This is a genomic window from Paenibacillus xylanexedens, assembly GCF_007680605.1.
Classification (GTDB): Bacteria; Bacillota; Bacilli; order Paenibacillales; family Paenibacillaceae; genus Paenibacillus; species Paenibacillus xylanexedens_B.
On the sequence record NZ_VEIO01000005.1, the window covers coordinates 180,276 to 196,705 of the forward strand.

A 16,430-nucleotide genomic window follows, 5' to 3' on the forward strand; every position below is an offset into this window, starting at 1 on the left:
GAGTCATATATGAGTACTCTTCCAATCGTACAGATTCGTACTACACCTTCTCTGCTAAGTATTGATGCCAATCCTGGGCAGTTCTCCATTCGTCAACCGAAGGCAGATGTGCAACTGAATACGAGACCTGCGAAGTTATCCATAGAGAGTCATCCCATCAGACTGAGTGTAGATCAAAGCGAAGCCTTTTCTGCCTATACGGGTGGCAATATGATTGATATGAACGCACGAATCTATTCGGGAATTCAACAGATGTTTTTACAGAATTTGGGTGAACGAGTTCAACAAGGCAATGATTTGGCAGCTATCCATAAGCCCGGAAATACAATAGCTAATATAATAGGCGGAGATTGGCAAGCCAGACCCTTTCCGGAAACACGTACTCCTGCTTCTTCTGGGAACGTCAAAACGAGAGTTTATACGCAACCACCGGATATTAGCTTTACACCTGCAGTTTCCGAGATGAATGTAACTGTAAATAAACCGGAGATTGAGTACCAGCGGGGAAAGCTCGATATCTATGTTAAACAGTACGCATCCATACAGTATACACCGCCTGCCATAGATATCGGATTGTAGATACGATAGAGTAGAGCTGTAGACCGTCTTGAGTTTAGACATCTACAGCTTTTTTGCATAAAAATTTCGCCAAGGAGGCGTTTACGATTTATATTCAAACAAGTATGTGGGGATCACTGGAAGTTCAAGAGGAAGTAGTATATCAGTTTCCGAAAGGTTTGCCTGGTTTTGAAGAAGAGACAGAGTTCGCCATAGTTCCTTGGGAAGATACCCCGTTCAGCTATCTACAATCGACACGAGAGCCGGAACTGGCATTTCTTTTGGTGAGCCCATTCACGTTTGTGCCTGATTATAGTTTTGAACTGGCAGAGGTAGATAAAGAGGAGTTAGGAATCGTAGAACAAGTCTCGGTGTACTCTATGGTCACCATCCACTCACAAGCCAACAAATCAACCATGAATCTCCTTGCGCCGATCGTGCTTAATCCTGAACAACGTTTAGGTAAACAAGTCGTGCTACATCATTCAGACTACAATACACGCCACCTCATTTGGACAGAAGATGACGCTAAATCCGTGAAAGGTGGAGTGTAAATGCTGGTACTATCACGTAAAAAAGGCGAGTCTATCATTATCCAAGATCAGATAGAAGTCACTGTGTTATCCGTGGAGGGAGACACCGTACGTATAGGGATTTCCGCACCCAAACATATAGATATATTCCGCCAAGAAGTATATGCATCCATTCAAGAGGCCAATCGGGAATCAGCGACTCCGCTAGTTTCTAATATTGAAGCCTTTATGGAACGTCTGCGAAACACAGATATCAAAAAAGATTAAAAATATTCCAATTTGCTATAAACAGTTGCGCACCTTCCGACGATATATAATTTAGACGCTGCTTCGGCAGGGCGGCCGACCTTAATGTCGCGGCGTTTACCACAAGGATGTGGAACTAATTTATCTTCAGGGAGGAAATATCAAATGATTATCAACCACAATATTACGGCGTTGAACACTCACCGCCAACTGAGCGTAAACTCTGCTAACACTAGCAAAAATATCGAGAAATTGTCTTCCGGTCTTCGCATTAACCGTGCTGGTGACGATGCTGCAGGTTTGGCTATCTCCGAAAAAATGCGTGGTCAAATCCGTGGTTTGGATATGGCTTCCAAAAATGCTCAAGATGGTATCTCTTTGATTCAAACAGCTGAGGGTGCATTGAGCGAAACTCACTCCATCCTGCAACGTGTACGTGAACTTTCCGTTCAATCCGCTAACGGTACGAACACTGAAGAAGATCGTAAAGCATTGCAAGATGAAGTTAAACAATTGAAATCCGAAATCGACCGTATCGGCGATACTACAGAGTTCAATACAAAGAAATTGCTGAATGGTGCTTTGAAAACAGACGGCGCAGTAGTAGGAACAGATTCTACTAACGGTGCTAAAGTTTTGAATCAAACTGCTGCTAAACTTACAGGTCAAACAAACTTTAATGCAGTAGATGGTGCCGGTATCGCTTGGACAACAAAAGATAAAATCAAAATCGATACAGTAGAAATTGAGATCGATTGGGATAAAGGTCTGTCTGATGCAGAGAAAACTCTGATGAAAACAGACTATACTGGCGGAACAATGACAGCTTCCCAAAAATCAGATATTAAAGCAGCTATGGAGAGAGTAATCAACCAAGCTATCACAGACCACAACGCTGCTAACGGTACAAATGTAGCAAATGTGAAATTGTATGAAGCTGGCGGAAAACTTACGATTGAAAGTGGCTCTAATGGTCAAACTTCCGAGTTGGATACTACTAACGCAACAATCCTTGGTACATTTGTTGATGCAGCTGCTACAACAAATAAAGGTCAAGATCAGCTTGCTAAAACAGTACCAGCAGAAGCACTTTCCTTCGAAATCAATGGAGTGAAGCTTAAAACTGCAGCTTTGAATACATTAGCAGCTGGTTCTGATGCTACAACTGTCGCAACAGATATGCAAACTAAAATCAGAGCAGCAATCGACACTTATAACACAAGCGCTGGTCTTGTTAAAGGTCAAGATGGATTCATCGATAAAGATGCTGTCTTTGTTGAAGCAAAAGATGGTCGTTTCTCCATTACTAGTGCAAACGGACCAGTGAAGTTTAATGAAGCCGAAGGTTCAAGCCTTGTTAAAGATCTTGGTTTGACTCAAGCACAAACAGATGCTTCTGGTAATGGTGGAATGACGTTCCAAATTGGTGCGAACAAAGGTCAAAGTATCACTTTCGGTATTAATGACATGCGTTCTTCTGCACTGGGCATCTCCAGCGTGGATATCTCCACAACAGCTGGTGCTTCTGCATCCATCACTTCTTTGGACAAAGCAATCAGCTCCGTTTCCAGCGAGCGCGCTAAATTGGGTGCGGTTCAAAACCGTCTGGAACACACAATCAACAACTTGAACACATCTTCCGAGAACCTGACTGCAGCTGAGTCCCGTGTACGTGACGTTGACATGGCTAAAGAAATGATGGAGCAAACGAAGAACAACATCCTTGCACAAGCTGCACAAGCTATGTTGGCTCAAGCGAACCAACAACCACAAGGCGTTCTGCAATTGCTTCGTTAATTCTCAACTTCAAACGAAAAGCTCCGGATTATTCCGGGGCTTTTTTTTGTTTTGCTAGGATTTCCCTAAAATAACGATGAGCTATGACCGATATATATAATAAATCAAGCGTTCTTGGAGGGTCGAGTACATGAATGTTCAGTTTTCCTTCTCGGCAACCGGTTCAGTAAACGGACAGCCGCGACCAGAAGTAGCTCCTGTTCCAAATGCAAGTGAATTAACATCATCATCTGCTATTAAGAATTATAAGGAACTCAGTACCATGGAGAGTCAAGGTGCCAAAATCTCGGTTGCGGATGAGCAACTGATCAAAACGATTGAACGAGCTGTGCAATCCCTTCAGGGACCGGAGACGACTTTGGAAATTAGTGTTCACGAAAAGACTCATGATATTATGGTAAAAGTGATGAATAAGGATACCGGGGAACTGATTCGAGAGATTCCACGAGAACAAACATTAGATTTGGTAGCGAAAATGATGGAAATTGCAGGAATACTGGTTGATGAAAAAATATAACAATTAGGAGGGATTGAATGGTTACACGGATTAATGGTTTTTCCGGTATGGATGTAGACAGCATGGTGAAGAGTTTGATGACCGCCAAACGCATTCCGCTGGATAAACTGAATCAGGAAAAACAGCTTTTGGAATGGAAGCGGGATAGCTATAGAGAAATTAACAGCAAGTTTGTTGATTTTCGTACTAATAAATTGGTCGATAAATATGGTAAAAGTGCAGCCTTAAACACACAGAAAGCAGTTTTGAGTGGGAATACCGACGCTCTGAAAGCTGATGCGTCGGCTTCAGCCAACGGGATTGATATGAAGGTCAGTATCACGCAACTAGCAACGAAGAAAACAGTTGAAACGTTTGGCTTGGCGAATCCTGTGCCTAACACTAAAACACTTGGTGATTTAGAACTGATGAAGACTCCAGGTTTTGATCCAGCCACAATGACAGACGATGATCGTAAGGCATTAGCGGAAAAAGAGTTTAAACTCACCATTAACGGTGAAAGCTTTGTTGATAACAACGGTAAATCTTTATTTAATGGTGCAACTTCCATTGCTACGATGATCGCAACAATCAATGGTAATGCTAAAGCGAATGTAACCGCAAAATATGATGAAATTACGGGTAAATTAATTATTAATTCAAAAACAAGTGGCACGGATGGCAAAGCTGAGATTGTGGCTACAGATGACAATAGTGCCTTGGATCTGTTTAACCAAAAATATAACTCGGCTACCGATGGTCCGGACAAGTACAAAACTACGGCTGCTGTAGATGCCAAGTTTAATGTAAACGGTAGAGATTACACGGATAAAAGCAATACGGTTACCATTAACGGTGTACAACTTACTCTACAGAAAACAACTGCTGATCCAACGGACTCAACCAAAGATATTCCGGTGACGATTACAACATCAAGTGACACCGAAACCGCAGTGCAAACCATTAAAAGTTTTGTAGAGGATTATAATAACTTAATCTCATTATTAAATACAAAACTAGACGAAACCAAGTATCGTGATTTCAAGCCATTGTCGGATGAACAGAAAAAAGAGATGAAAGATACCGATATTACGAATTGGACGGATAAAGCCAAAAGCGGTTTGTTGAAAAATGATGATATCTTGCGATCTGCTCTCTCTAATATGAGGGAGATTATATCAGGTCAAGTAGTGGCATTAGCTGATCTAGGGATTACAATGGGACCATACAACTCCGGTGGTAAAATTATACTTGACGAGGTTGTACTAAAAAAGGCTTTAACAGAAAATCCTCAAAAAGCAGTTGATTTGTTCCAAGGGACTGGAAAAGAAGCTAACAATGGAATATTTGATAAATTGGCTGATAAGATTTCGACGTCATTAGATAGCCTGGTAACCCGTGTAGGTACAAGTAAATTTACTGCTGATCTTACGGTGAGTTATAAAGAAGAAAGTGTCATGGGTAAGAAACTGAAAGAGTACAATAGTCGTATTTCTAATATGCTTCGTATTTTGGAAGATACCGAGACACGTTATTACAAACAGTTTACTGCTATGGAAACAGCCATGAATAAACTTAGTTCACAGTCGTCTAGCCTATTCTCTACTGCCGGATAATAGAGAAATTCCATAATAGAAGGTGACCTAATTTGATTAAATCTCCTTACGAAAAATATCGTCAATCTTCGGTACAAACTTCTACACCAGCGCAATTGGTTATTATGTTATATGATGGAGCAATTCGCTTTGCGAAGATTGGACTTGAAGGTTTAAATAGTCAAGATATTGAAAAAGCCAATCTTCATCTGGGCAAAGCGCAGACGATTATAAGCGAATTAATGTCTACATTGGATCAGTCTTTCGATGTGTCCAAGAATTTGTTTGCTCTCTACGAATATACGAATTATTTGCTGATTGAAGCCAACATTCGCAAAAATCCAGAAAAAGCCGAAGAAGCAATCGGGTATTTGACAGAGCTGAGAGAGACTTGGGTGCAAGCATCTAAATTGGCCTCCGCACAGACTGAAAGTGCTCATGGATAATTTATTGGAGCAGTTGTCCACGATGACAGAACATATTATTGACCGGATTGAAGAAACCTCATATGAAGAATTGGAATCCTTTGTGGAGGAACGGCAACGTATCATAGATACTATACTTTTGAATAGTGAGAGCAGTCCTCTAAATGCTCGACAAAAGAATGAAGTTCATCGTATTTTGACTTATGACACAGTCCTGCTTCAACGCATGAATTTCCTTCGTCTGGAGGCTCAGGATTGGCTTCAAAAACGTAATCAGGCAAAGAAGCAGAGAAATGTTTACGAAGCTGCCTATGCGCCTGATAGTATGTTAATGGATCGTAGAAATTAATACTAAAAAAGGTACTAGTAAGTTATAATAGAATGCAGATATCTGAACGAGATATGTTGCATTCTTTTTTTATTTTTATAAAGATTATTCCTATTCGTTCAACATTTCTCCCTATAAATCTACAAAAAATACCAATAAAACATTTTCTTTACCAATTGACAATGGATAAGATTAGGTGATATCATCTGAGTTGTGGGCTAGGGTCTTGGCCAGAGCTTCACTTCATTTGATGACGAAGGGAATGTTAGTGCATGCAAGGTAAAGTAAAATGGTTCAACGCAGAAAAAGGTTACGGTTTCATTGAGACTGAAGACGGCGGCGACGTATTCGTACACTTCTCCGCAATTCAATCCGAAGGCTTCAAAACTTTGGAAGAAGGTCAATCCGTAGAATTCGACATCGTCGAAGGCGCACGTGGACCGCAAGCAGCTAACGTAATCAAATTATAATCATCCGGACAATCCGACCTACATATATGGTTAGATGGTTTCCAAATTGAATTATCGCTAGCATCAGACTCCGGTGATCCGGGGTCTTTTTTTGTGTTGATAGAGTTTAAAATATAGGCAAGTTGATCCCTCCATTACCGGACAAAACGGGGGCAACTTAAGGGTCAGCATAAGCTAGTTCTACATAACAGATTGAGTAACCTCAAAAACGGTTAAATAGATGATCAAGCGCCCGATGTACAATCCAGTTAAATCTGTGATTTTGCTCGAAAATGGCGAAAAATCACGAAATATGGCGTTAAACCTACATTGGTTGATGTGACTGGAGCAGATGTCATTATTCAGTCACCGGGAGTTTTTACATGGCGCTTACATTCGTGTTATAATGAAGTGGCAAAGATAAAGGAGGAGTGCCCTATGAATTTAAGTATTCGAGGTCAACAAATCGAGGTTACCGAAGCTTTGAAAGATTATGTCGACAAAAAGTTGAGTAGACTCGAGAAGTATTTCGATGCACCCCTTACCTCTGACGGTGCCGTTACACTGAGCACAACTAGAGGCTTGCATACAGTTGAGGTGACGATTCCTTTGAAGGGCTTTGTGCTCCGTGCCGAAGATGAGAGCGATGATATGTACGCATCCATTGACGCCGTTGTGGACAAGCTGGAGCGTCAAATTCGCAAACACAAAACGAAAATTAACCGTAAATTCCGTCAGGAAGGCAGCCTGAAGACCCTCTTCGTAGAAGATCCGTCAGGCACAGTGGCTACTGCCGAACCGGACACGGATACGGATGACGATGATTTGGAAGTTGTACGTACGAAACGTTTTATGTTAAAACCAATGGATGTGGAAGAGGCAATCCTCCAGATGAACATGGTTGGTCATAACTTCTTCGTATTTTCCAACATCGAGAATGAGGAAGTAAGCGTGGTTTACAAACGGAACGATGGCAAGTATGGCTTGATTGAGCAAGGTTAAGTATACTTATAGTATCGCTTCAATTGAATAGAACGCCCTAGTATTGAATATAAGCAGGAGCCTAAGCTTCCTGAATTGAACCTAACAAGAGCTTCCATCCTCCAAGGGATGGGGCTCTTTTGTGCTTAGCGACTTTATGGGAATATGGAAATAAAATGATGAAACTATTCGCTGTATTATTGCGTCTAATAGAATAGAAGTTAGCAGGAAAATCAAAATAAAAGTAGAATTATAAAATCTAAATGGAATTTTGATATTAAATTCCATATTTCCCACAAATGATTGATTGATCCTTGCAACATCTCGGGAAATAAAACACTCTGTTTGTCACTTCCGATAACGACTATGATTTTTTGCACTAAAACTCGGTTTATACGGGGATCGAAGTTCAAAGAAGTCTGCTATGGCGTGTTGCGGCGACCCTTACAAACTGTTACAATTTATGCAAAGAGAATCATTGTCCTGATGAGGAATTGTCAACGAATGATCGCTAATCATAATCAATGACAGACACAGCACCATGAACATGATTCAATAGCTCGAATTCTGGCATGTATTTCATAAACCAGAGACGGGTGAATACGATCAGCTTCATGAGTAACTGTGGCAAGCCTGGAGTTGATTCATCTCATATGTTTTTGTTTGTTACCCTCAGGGGGAAATGGATGAATAATCCATCCGATGGTGTCGCATGGCGGCAGCAGGGGGTCTATTCTGTTTTGCACGAAAGGGGTATACCATGTTAGGACTTGTCAAAAAGATCTTCGGAGACATGAACGAGCGTGATGTGAAACGTCTGATGAAGACGGTCGATGTGATCAATAAACTGGAACCACAATTTCAGGCATTGTCTGATGAGCAGTTGAAAGGCAAAACGGATGAATTCCGTGCCCGGATTGAAAAGGGAGAAACGACGGATGAACTTCTTCCTGAAGCATTTGCAACCGTACGTGAGGCATCACGCCGCGTACTGGGCAAACGTCATTATGATGTACAAATGCTGGGCGGGATTGCGCTGCACGAAGGCCGTATTTCTGAGATGAAAACGGGTGAAGGTAAAACGCTGGTAGGAACACTGCCGGTATATTTGAATGCATTGATGTCCAAAGGTGTACACGTAGTCACAGTCAATGACTATTTGGCGCAACGGGATAGCCAGGAGATGGGACAAATCTATGAATTCCTGGGCATGTCGGTTGGGGTTAACCTCAGCGGTATGGACCATGCATTGAAGCAGCATGCATATGCATGTGACATTACGTATGGTACAAACAATGAATTCGGGTTCGACTACCTTCGTGACAACATGGTGCTGTACAAAGAGCAAATGGTACAACGTCCATTGTTCTTCTGTATCATTGACGAAGTAGACTCGATCCTCGTCGATGAGGCACGTACACCTTTGATCATTTCGGGACAAGCACAGAAATCGACCGATCTGTATTATGCAGCGGACCGTTTTGTGAAACGACTTGTACCCGAAGAAGATTTTACAGTGGATATCAAAGTGAAATCCGTAGCGCTGACAGAGGGCGGCGTAGCGAAAGCAGAGAAAGCCTTTGGCATCGAAAACCTGTATGACCATGCCAACGTGACGCTGAACCACCACATTGTACAGGCGCTGAAAGCTAACGTGATTATGCGTCGTGATGTAGATTACGTCGTTACGGATGAAGAAGTCATGATCGTAGACGAGTTCACAGGCCGTCTGATGGCTGGTCGCCGTTACAGTGATGGATTGCACCAGGCGATCGAAGCGAAAGAAGGCATTGAGGTTCAGAACGAGAGCATGACGCTGGCAACAATCACATTCCAGAACTACTTCCGGATGTACCGCAAGCTTGCGGGTATGACAGGTACAGCGAAAACGGAAGAAGAAGAGTTCAAGAAAATCTATGGACTTGAAGTTCTACAGATTCCAACAAACCGTCCTAACAAACGGAATGATATGGCGGATGTGGTGTACAAGAGCATTGATGGCAAGTTCAAAGCGGTTGTAGAAGAAATCGTGGAACGTCACAGCAAAAACCAGCCGGTTCTGGTGGGTACGGTATCCATCGAGAACTCGGAGCGTCTATCGGATATGCTGAAACGTCGCGGCATCAGACACCAGGTCTTGAACGCGAAGTTCCATGCGGAAGAAGCTGAAATTATCTCCGGTGCGGGTCAAGCGGGTGCAGTAACGATTGCAACCAACATGGCCGGTCGGGGTACAGATATTATTTTGGGTGAAGGCGTGGCTGAAGTTGGCGGCCTTCATATCATCGGTACAGAGCGCCACGAATCACGCCGGATCGATAACCAGTTGCGTGGTCGTGCAGGACGTCAGGGTGACCCGGGTTCCACACAGTTTTACCTGTCGCTGGGCGATGAATTGATGAAACGTTTCGGTGCAGACAACGTGCTTAATATGATGGAGCGTCTTGGTTTTGAAGAAGATCAACCGATCGAGAGCCGCATGATTACGCGCGCTGTAGAATCTGCGCAGAAGCGGGTTGAAGGGAATAACTTTGACGTACGTAAAGTGGTACTCCAATATGATGATGTCATGAACCAACAACGTGAGATCATCTACAAACAGCGTCGTGAGGTACTGGAGTCTGAAAATATTAAACAAATCGTTATGGATATGATCAAACCTTCCATTGAACGCATCGTTGAAGCGCATTGCAGTGACGAGATTCCAGAGAACTGGGAGCTGCAAGAGGTTGCGGACTTCATGAACAGCAAATTGCTGGATGAAGGCTCCATCACCAAAGATGATCTGTGGGGCAAAGAAGCCGAAGAGATCATTGAGCAACTGTTCGAGAAAGTACAGAACAAGTACAATGCCCGTGAAGAACGTATCGGTGAAGAGATGGTTCGTGAGTTCGAAAAAGTGGTTGTGCTTCGTGCGGTAGACAGCAAGTGGATGGATCACATTGATGCGATGGATCAATTGCGCCAAGGTATCCACCTCCGTGCATACGGCGGTACAGACCCACTTCGTGAGTACCAGTTCGAAGGCTTCGAGATGTTCCATCAGATGATCGCTTCGATCCAGGAAGAAGTGGCGACGTATGTGATGAAAGCACAGATCGAAAGCAACCAGGAGCGTCAGGCCGTAGTGGACGAGAGTCAGATCTCGACAAGCGGTGAGCCTGCCGAGAAACGTCCGGTGAAAGTTTCTGACCAAATCGGCCGTAATGATCCATGTCCGTGTGGCAGTGGCAAAAAGTTTAAACACTGTCATGGTCAGGAGTAGTTTTCGTTCATTTCTTTTATCCAAGTGCCACAAGTAATATCAACTAGATAAGTGAGTGGATTGCGTAAAATTTTGAGTTCAGCTTATCTAGTTAAAATTATATCGTTTGACTTATACGGCTCCTTGCAGCCGGGGGTTCAATAAGATAAAGTGAAGGATGCATAACCGATCATCGGTGCATATGAATAATCATATGATGCTGATTGAGGACTGACGTGCCTGCTGGTAACAGTATGCGCAAGCCTCACGGTATATTGGTTCCCAGACTTGATCTTGATCATTGAACTTCCCGGAGGCGGGGAGCTTATCTTAATGAAAAGAGGAATTGCACATGATTGATCCAAGCGTGAAGCAGGACCTGCGTGAAATAGGCAAGAAATTAACAAACCTTAGGGGGTCTCTTTGACTTAGATCTCAAGCAAGAGATGATTGAGAACTTCGAAGAGAAGATGTCAGCTCCGGACTTCTGGGATGACAATGAAAAAGCGCAAGCCGTCATTGCGGAGATGAATGCAGTGAAAGGTTCGGTAGATCAGTATGCGAAGTTGCAACAGGATTATGACGATGCATTGATGATGGCTGAGCTGGCCGATGAAGAAGGCGACGAAGAGCTTGCTACCGAGATTGGCAACAGTGTCGTTGCAATTGTGGGCAAGCTGGAAGAGTTTGAATTGCAACTTCTCCTGAATCAGCCTTATGACAAGATGAATGCGATTCTGGAGCTTCATCCAGGTGCTGGTGGTACCGAGTCGCAAGACTGGGGTCAGATGCTGCTCCGTATGTACACGCGCTGGGCAGAGAAACGGGGCTTCAAGGTTGAGGTACTGGATTATCTTCCGGGTGATGAAGCGGGAATCAAGAGTGTGACGTTGTCCATCAAAGGGCATAACGCATACGGTTATCTGAAAGCAGAGAAAGGGGTTCACCGTCTGGTGCGGATCTCTCCTTTTGACTCATCAGGCCGCAGACATACATCCTTCGTATCTTGTGATGTGGTGCCGGAGATCGACGATACGATCGAGATCGACATTCGTACCGAAGACCTTAAGATCGATACGTATCGTGCGAGCGGTGCGGGTGGACAGCACATTAACACCACGGACTCGGCTGTACGGATTACACATATACCGACCGGAGTGGTAGTAACCTGTCAGAACGAACGTTCACAGATCAAAAACCGTGAGCGTGCGATGACGATGCTTCGTTCCAAATTGTATGAGCGCAAAATTGAAGAGCAGAAAAAAGAACTGGACGAAATCCGAGGGGATCAGTCGGATATTTCGTGGGGAAGCCAGATTCGCTCCTATGTATTCCATCCCTATAGTATGGTAAAGGATCACCGTACAAGCGTAGAGACAGGTAATACAGGAGCAGTGATGGACGGCGACCTCGATGCATTCATCGACGGTTATTTGCGTAGCCAAATTAAAGTAGAAAACGATTAATTCAAGTTCCTGTATGGACCCGTGCGCTGAGGCGCATGCTGGTGTATACAGGGGCTTTTTTTTGAACAATTTTAAGAAATGTAAAGAAGAGTATGGAACTGTTATATAAAAGGAGAGCGCGACAACATGCAAGAGCAACAACATTCATATCCTCATCGTAAAAAAAGGTTAACCACCTTCATTCCCCTGAATGGGCCGTGGCGGAACATCATCGATACCCTGTTTATTATTGTCGGTTCGTTTTTGATTGCCGTAGCCTTTAATTTATTTCTATTGCCCAATCAGATCGCTTCAGGCGGTGTATCGGGTTTATCTATCCTCGGAGACGAGTGGTTGGGCTGGGAACCGGCATATACCCAATGGGCGATTAACATCCCGTTATTAATTGCAGGTTTCCTGTTGATTGGTAAACAGTACGGCGTGCGTTCCATCCTTGGAAGCATTGTGTTGCCGCTCTTTGTATATTTGACGAGTCATTGGGAGATTCCAACGGCGAATCCGTTGCTCGGCTCTCTGTATGGGGGCATTGGTGTGGGGCTTGGGATTGGAATTGTGTACCGGGGGAGAGGCTCAACCGGGGGCATGAGTATTCTGGCTCGCATTGTGCAAAAATACAGTGGGTTCAGTTACTCGCTATGTGTTGTCATCATGGATGCAATCGTCATTATTTTGGCAGCCTTTGTGCTGTCGCTGGAGCAGTCTCTGTATGCGTTAATCGGGTTGTACGTTACGGGTAAAGTTATCGATGCCGTGGAGATGGGACTGGGATACTCGAAGGTGGCGTATATTATCTCTAACCAGACAGAACCGATTACCAAAGTCATTCTGGCCGATCTGGATCGCGGTCTGACCAAGCTGGAGGCCAAAGGTGGATATACGGATGACCAGCGAACCGTGCTGATGGTTGTCGTTGGGCAAAATGAAGTGCCGAGACTGAAAGCGCTGATCCGGTCTGTGGACCCGGGTGCGTTTGTCATCATTAGTAATGCGCATGAGGTGCTTGGTGAAGGTTTTAAGCGCGGTGAGCATATTTAAGTTAAGCTATAAAAGCTTGAGGTAGATATAAAAAAGGCAGAACCTCTCTTTACCCCGATTACGGGGAAGGAAGGTTCTGCTTTTATTTTTTAGGATATATGCTAGACTAGGCAGGCTTTCCTATATAAGCAAAACAACCAAACTAACTAAAATTTACACATCAACGGAGATGACAGAAAAAATCTGTAGAAGCGAAGCGGTCGCCTTTATCACCGGATTTTCCCCTTTAGTAAAGGGAATTTAAAAAATCTGGGGATAACAGCGATTGGAAGATTATTCTGTCATCGTAGTGTCTGTGTAGAGATCATGTTCTGTTATTTATATAGGTCCCTGCCTGAGTTTACAGGATTGGAGATAGCAGACGAGAAATCGCTTCTTTAAAACGAATCACCAGACTGCGGTTTTGATACTCCTCCAGCGTTAACTCTCGTGATACATGCAGGTCGTGCTCAAACGTGTGTACAAGCGCCGTTGCAATCGTCTCATCATACATAAAGGCATTAACTTCGAAGTTTAACCTGAAACTGCGGTAGTCAATATTAGCCGTGCCGACGGAAGCAACGAGACTGTCAATAATCAGCGTTTTGGCATGGATAAAACCATTATCGTAGATAAACGCTTTCGCCCCTACCTTTAACAACTCCCCGATATAAGACAATGTGGCCCAATAAACAAAGGCATGATCCGGTTTATTCGGAATCATAATTCGAACATCGATCCCTGACAGGCACGCGAGGCGAATAGCTTCGAATACACTGGCATCCGGGATAAAATATGGGGTTTGAATCATAATGGACTGTTTGGCGTCATTGATCATCTTGAGATAACTGTTTTTGATATGCTCAGTCTCGGCGTCAGGCCCACTGGATACGATCTGCATAGCGGTATGGCCTGTTCCCTCGATATGAGGGAAGTGAGCGGGAACGTAAGGTGTGTCATGCTGTTTGGATGCTTCATTCCAGTCGAGCAGGAAACGGGTTTGCAATGCATGCACGGCATTCCCTCTTATACGCAGGTGAGTATCGCGCCAATAGCCGAATTTGGAATTGAGCCCGAGATATTCATCCCCGACGTTGAACCCGCCAGTATAACCGAGATTACCATCAATGATAACGATCTTACGGTGGTTGCGGTAATTCATCCGCAGGTTAATCAGGCTGAATTTGGATGGGAAAAAGACTTCAACAAGTCCACCCGCTTCGCGTAGTTCTTTGAAAAAGCGATTTCTAACCCGCCGCGAGCCAAGCGCGTCATAGAGCAGGCGTACCTTCACGCCTTCGCGTGCTTTGCGGATCAGCGCATCCCGAATTCTTTTGCCAAGACTATCCCCACGGTAGATGTAATATTGCACATGCACATGATCTTGTGCCGCCTCGATGTCATCCAGAAGCCGCTGGAACTTATCTGTTCCATCGGTGATGATCTCAACGGCGTTATGCTCTGTCAGGAGGGCCCCGTTTTGTTTGAGGTTCATATAAATCATGTCCTGGCTGTTTTCTGTTGCCTTGTTGGAGAAAGGAGTACGATTATCCTGCAACTGGGCAAGCTGCGCCTCGATTCGTTCCTCCAAGCCAAGCTTCTTGCGCTCTTTCCATTGAAAGAGACGATAACGAGTCAGATTCTGACCCGTCAATAGATAAAGGATGAACCCGAAGACCGGAATAAAGTTCAGTACCAGCAGCCAAGCCCAGGAAGCACTGGCATCCTTGCGTTCAAAGAAAACGACTGCGGCAGCGAAGATAATATTCAGTCCCAGGAGCACAATAAGTAATATGGATTCGATATGCACTTTAGTCCCCCATGTCTCATAATGACCTTCGGAGTCCAGTTCAATGTAACCATTCAGAGAAGGTGTATGTATGAACGAGACTCTGTATGTAATGTTTCCTTCTACTATGTATTTTAACAGAAGAAACCTTGTTCGTCCCTAAGGTAAAAAGATATCGTTCGGAATTGTTGGAAATCCGTGTTAAATTCATGATAGATGGTTGTATTTATATAACTAGAGTCGTATAATAATACACAAATATGCATAGAAGCGACGGAATTGTCTGCTTGAGCTTTGATGATACGTATGAACGAGATGTTTGCACAATTTCTCGTCATCATTCAGAGAGCCTTGAGCATGGCACAAGTAGCGCATACAACAGGATTGGGGGAGCGAGAGTGAATAACAAATTAAGAGTGGCAATCGTCGGTTCCACCGGCTACGGCGGGGTGGAACTGATTCGTTTTTTCCAGAATCATCCGCAAGTTGAAATTACATCGGTAATCTCTTCATCGAGCAGCGGGGAGTCCATCGCCGATGGGTTTCCGCATTTGACGGACGTGATTCGCAGGCCACTCGACGGAGTCGATCCGGCAGAGATTGCAAGTCGTGCAGATCTCGTATTCACCGCGACCCCGTCTGGCGTAAGCGCGAAGCTCGTACCGAGTCTGCTGGAAGCAGGACTGAAAGTGATCGACCTGTCGGGTGATTTCCGTTTGAAAGACGGATCGGTGTATGAGCAATGGTATAAACACCCTGCACCGTCAGCAGAATTGCTGGAGAAGGCCGTATACGGTATGGCTGAGGTGTATGGAGATAAAGTGAAGGGTAAAGATTTTATATCCAACCCGGGCTGTTATCCGACAGCTACGCTGCTAGGTCTGATTCCTGCGGTGGAAGCGGGATGGATTGATCCATCGACCATCATTATTGATGCGAAATCAGGCGTATCGGGTGCAGGGCGCGGAACGAGTCTGACCAACCATTACGCAGAGATGAATGAAAATTTTAAAGCGTACAAGTTGAATAAACATCAGCATATCCCTGAGATCGAGCAAGTTCTCGGCAACATTACGGGAAGCCCGGTGACCGTGACTTTTACAACACAGCTTGTGCCTATGACACGCGGCATTATGAGTACGATGTATGCAAAGCTGACGGGTGACCATAGTGATCAGGAGATTGTGGACTTATATCGTAAGTATTATGAAAACAGACCTTTTGTACGTGTGCGTGAACCGGGCATTTGGCCATCGACGAAAGAAGTGGCTGGATCGAACTATTGTGACATCGGATTTTCGGTAGACCCGCGTACCGGGCGTTTGACGATTATTTCGGTGATCGACAACCTGGTGAAGGGTGCATCCGGGCAAGCGATTCAAAATATGAACCTGATGATGGGATGGGAGGAAAACCTCGGGCTGAACATGACACCAGTATATCCATAAGCGTGTGACGAATGAACATCGCAGGGGAAGCACGAAGAAGCGGGTTTCATTTGAAAGTCAT

The 16,430-nt window shown here is 44.2% G+C and carries 15 protein-coding genes; 14 read left to right on the forward strand and 1 reads right to left on the reverse strand.

The genetic code is table 11. From position 1 onward, the window contains the following. The first annotated feature begins 9 nt into the window (after positions 1-9). The 13 genes from FS818_RS21410 to FS818_RS21470 all read left to right on the forward strand — a co-directional run bounded on the left by FS818_RS21410 (position 10) and on the right by FS818_RS21470 (position 13,153). Positions 10-579, forward strand: a complete 570-nt coding sequence (locus FS818_RS21410; RefSeq protein WP_145334510.1) for a DUF6470 family protein — start codon at positions 10-12, stop codon at positions 577-579. Between the two features lie 104 nt (positions 580-683). Next, entirely contained in the window at positions 684-1,112 is a 429-nt protein-coding gene (gene fliW / locus FS818_RS21415; RefSeq protein WP_145334512.1) for a flagellar assembly protein FliW, read from the forward strand. After that, a complete protein-coding gene (gene csrA / locus FS818_RS21420) occupies positions 1,113-1,358 on the forward strand; it encodes a carbon storage regulator CsrA (RefSeq protein WP_145334514.1) in 246 nt (81 codons plus the stop codon). Positions 1,359-1,502: 144 nt separating this feature from the next. Next, positions 1,503-3,134, forward strand: coding sequence for a flagellin N-terminal helical domain-containing protein (locus tag FS818_RS21425; protein ID WP_145334516.1), 1,632 nt, complete (start codon positions 1,503-1,505; stop codon positions 3,132-3,134). 130 nt (positions 3,135-3,264) lie between these two features. Continuing rightward, positions 3,265-3,651 (forward strand): flagellar protein FlaG, encoded by a 387-nt coding sequence (locus FS818_RS21430; RefSeq protein ID WP_145334518.1) that lies wholly within the window; start codon positions 3,265-3,267, stop codon positions 3,649-3,651. Positions 3,652-3,668: 17 nt separating this feature from the next. Further along, complete coding sequence (gene fliD / locus FS818_RS21435; protein ID WP_145334520.1) at positions 3,669-5,246, forward strand: flagellar filament capping protein FliD; 1,578 nt, start codon at positions 3,669-3,671, stop codon at positions 5,244-5,246. Positions 5,247-5,278: 32 nt separating this feature from the next. Beyond that, positions 5,279-5,671: a flagellar export chaperone FliS gene (gene fliS, locus FS818_RS21440; RefSeq protein ID WP_145334522.1), complete on the forward strand. Its 393-nt coding sequence runs from the start codon at positions 5,279-5,281 to the stop codon at positions 5,669-5,671. Then, complete coding sequence (gene fliT, locus FS818_RS21445) at positions 5,664-5,999, forward strand: flagellar protein FliT (protein WP_145414114.1); 336 nt, start codon at positions 5,664-5,666, stop codon at positions 5,997-5,999. The genes fliS and fliT overlap by 8 nt, the downstream gene beginning before the upstream one ends. Positions 6,000-6,250: 251 nt before the next feature. Continuing rightward, entirely contained in the window at positions 6,251-6,448 is a 198-nt protein-coding gene (locus FS818_RS21450; RefSeq protein ID WP_024631599.1) for a cold shock domain-containing protein, read from the forward strand. Between the two features lie 417 nt (positions 6,449-6,865). Then, the gene (hpf, locus tag FS818_RS21455) at positions 6,866-7,429 is read left to right on the forward strand and encodes a ribosome hibernation-promoting factor, HPF/YfiA family (protein WP_145334526.1); all 564 of its coding nucleotides are present in this window, start codon (positions 6,866-6,868) and stop codon (positions 7,427-7,429) included. A gap of 739 nt (positions 7,430-8,168) precedes the next feature. Continuing rightward, positions 8,169-10,673, forward strand: a complete 2,505-nt coding sequence (secA, locus tag FS818_RS21460) for a preprotein translocase subunit SecA (RefSeq protein ID WP_145334528.1) — start codon at positions 8,169-8,171, stop codon at positions 10,671-10,673. A gap of 331 nt (positions 10,674-11,004) precedes the next feature. Further along, a protein-coding gene (gene prfB / locus FS818_RS21465; RefSeq protein ID WP_145334530.1) for a peptide chain release factor 2 occupies positions 11,005-12,118 on the forward strand; the annotation gives its coding sequence in 2 pieces (ribosomal slippage) (positions 11,005-11,076 and positions 11,078-12,118; 1,113 coding nt in all). 126 nt (positions 12,119-12,244) lie between these two features. Beyond that, on the forward strand, positions 12,245-13,153 hold the full coding sequence (locus FS818_RS21470; RefSeq protein WP_145334532.1) for a YitT family protein: 909 nt from the start codon (positions 12,245-12,247) through the stop codon (positions 13,151-13,153). 340 nt (positions 13,154-13,493) lie between these two features. Here FS818_RS21470 and cls read toward each other — a convergent pair whose 3' ends face one another. Further along, positions 13,494-14,942 (reverse strand): cardiolipin synthase, encoded by a 1,449-nt coding sequence (gene cls, locus FS818_RS21475; RefSeq protein ID WP_145334534.1) that lies wholly within the window; start codon positions 14,940-14,942, stop codon positions 13,494-13,496. Between the two features lie 377 nt (positions 14,943-15,319). Here cls and argC point away from each other — a divergent pair, with 377 nt between their 5' ends. Next, positions 15,320-16,369, forward strand: coding sequence for an N-acetyl-gamma-glutamyl-phosphate reductase (gene argC, locus FS818_RS21480; RefSeq protein ID WP_145334536.1), 1,050 nt, complete (start codon positions 15,320-15,322; stop codon positions 16,367-16,369). Positions 16,370-16,430: the final 61 nt, after the last annotated feature.

Bases quoted from the DNA above. Each gene is read 5' to 3' on its own strand.
- FS818_RS21410 (WP_145334510.1), top strand. From the start codon at position 10: ATGAGTACTCTTCCAATCGTACAGATTCGTACTACACCTTCTCTGCTA.
- fliW (WP_145334512.1), top strand. From the start codon at position 684: ATGTGGGGATCACTGGAAGTTCAAGAGGAAGTAGTATATCAGTTTCCG.
- csrA (WP_145334514.1), top strand. From the start codon at position 1,113: ATGCTGGTACTATCACGTAAAAAAGGCGAGTCTATCATTATCCAAGAT.
- FS818_RS21425 (WP_145334516.1), top strand. From the start codon at position 1,503: ATGATTATCAACCACAATATTACGGCGTTGAACACTCACCGCCAACTG.
- FS818_RS21430 (WP_145334518.1), top strand. From the start codon at position 3,265: ATGAATGTTCAGTTTTCCTTCTCGGCAACCGGTTCAGTAAACGGACAG.
- fliD (WP_145334520.1), top strand. From the start codon at position 3,669: ATGGTTACACGGATTAATGGTTTTTCCGGTATGGATGTAGACAGCATG.
- fliT (WP_145414114.1), top strand. From the start codon at position 5,664: ATGGATAATTTATTGGAGCAGTTGTCCACGATGACAGAACATATTATT.
- FS818_RS21450 (WP_024631599.1), top strand. From the start codon at position 6,251: ATGCAAGGTAAAGTAAAATGGTTCAACGCAGAAAAAGGTTACGGTTTC.
- hpf (WP_145334526.1), top strand. From the start codon at position 6,866: ATGAATTTAAGTATTCGAGGTCAACAAATCGAGGTTACCGAAGCTTTG.
- secA (WP_145334528.1), top strand. From the start codon at position 8,169: ATGTTAGGACTTGTCAAAAAGATCTTCGGAGACATGAACGAGCGTGAT.
- FS818_RS21470 (WP_145334532.1), top strand. From the start codon at position 12,245: ATGCAAGAGCAACAACATTCATATCCTCATCGTAAAAAAAGGTTAACC.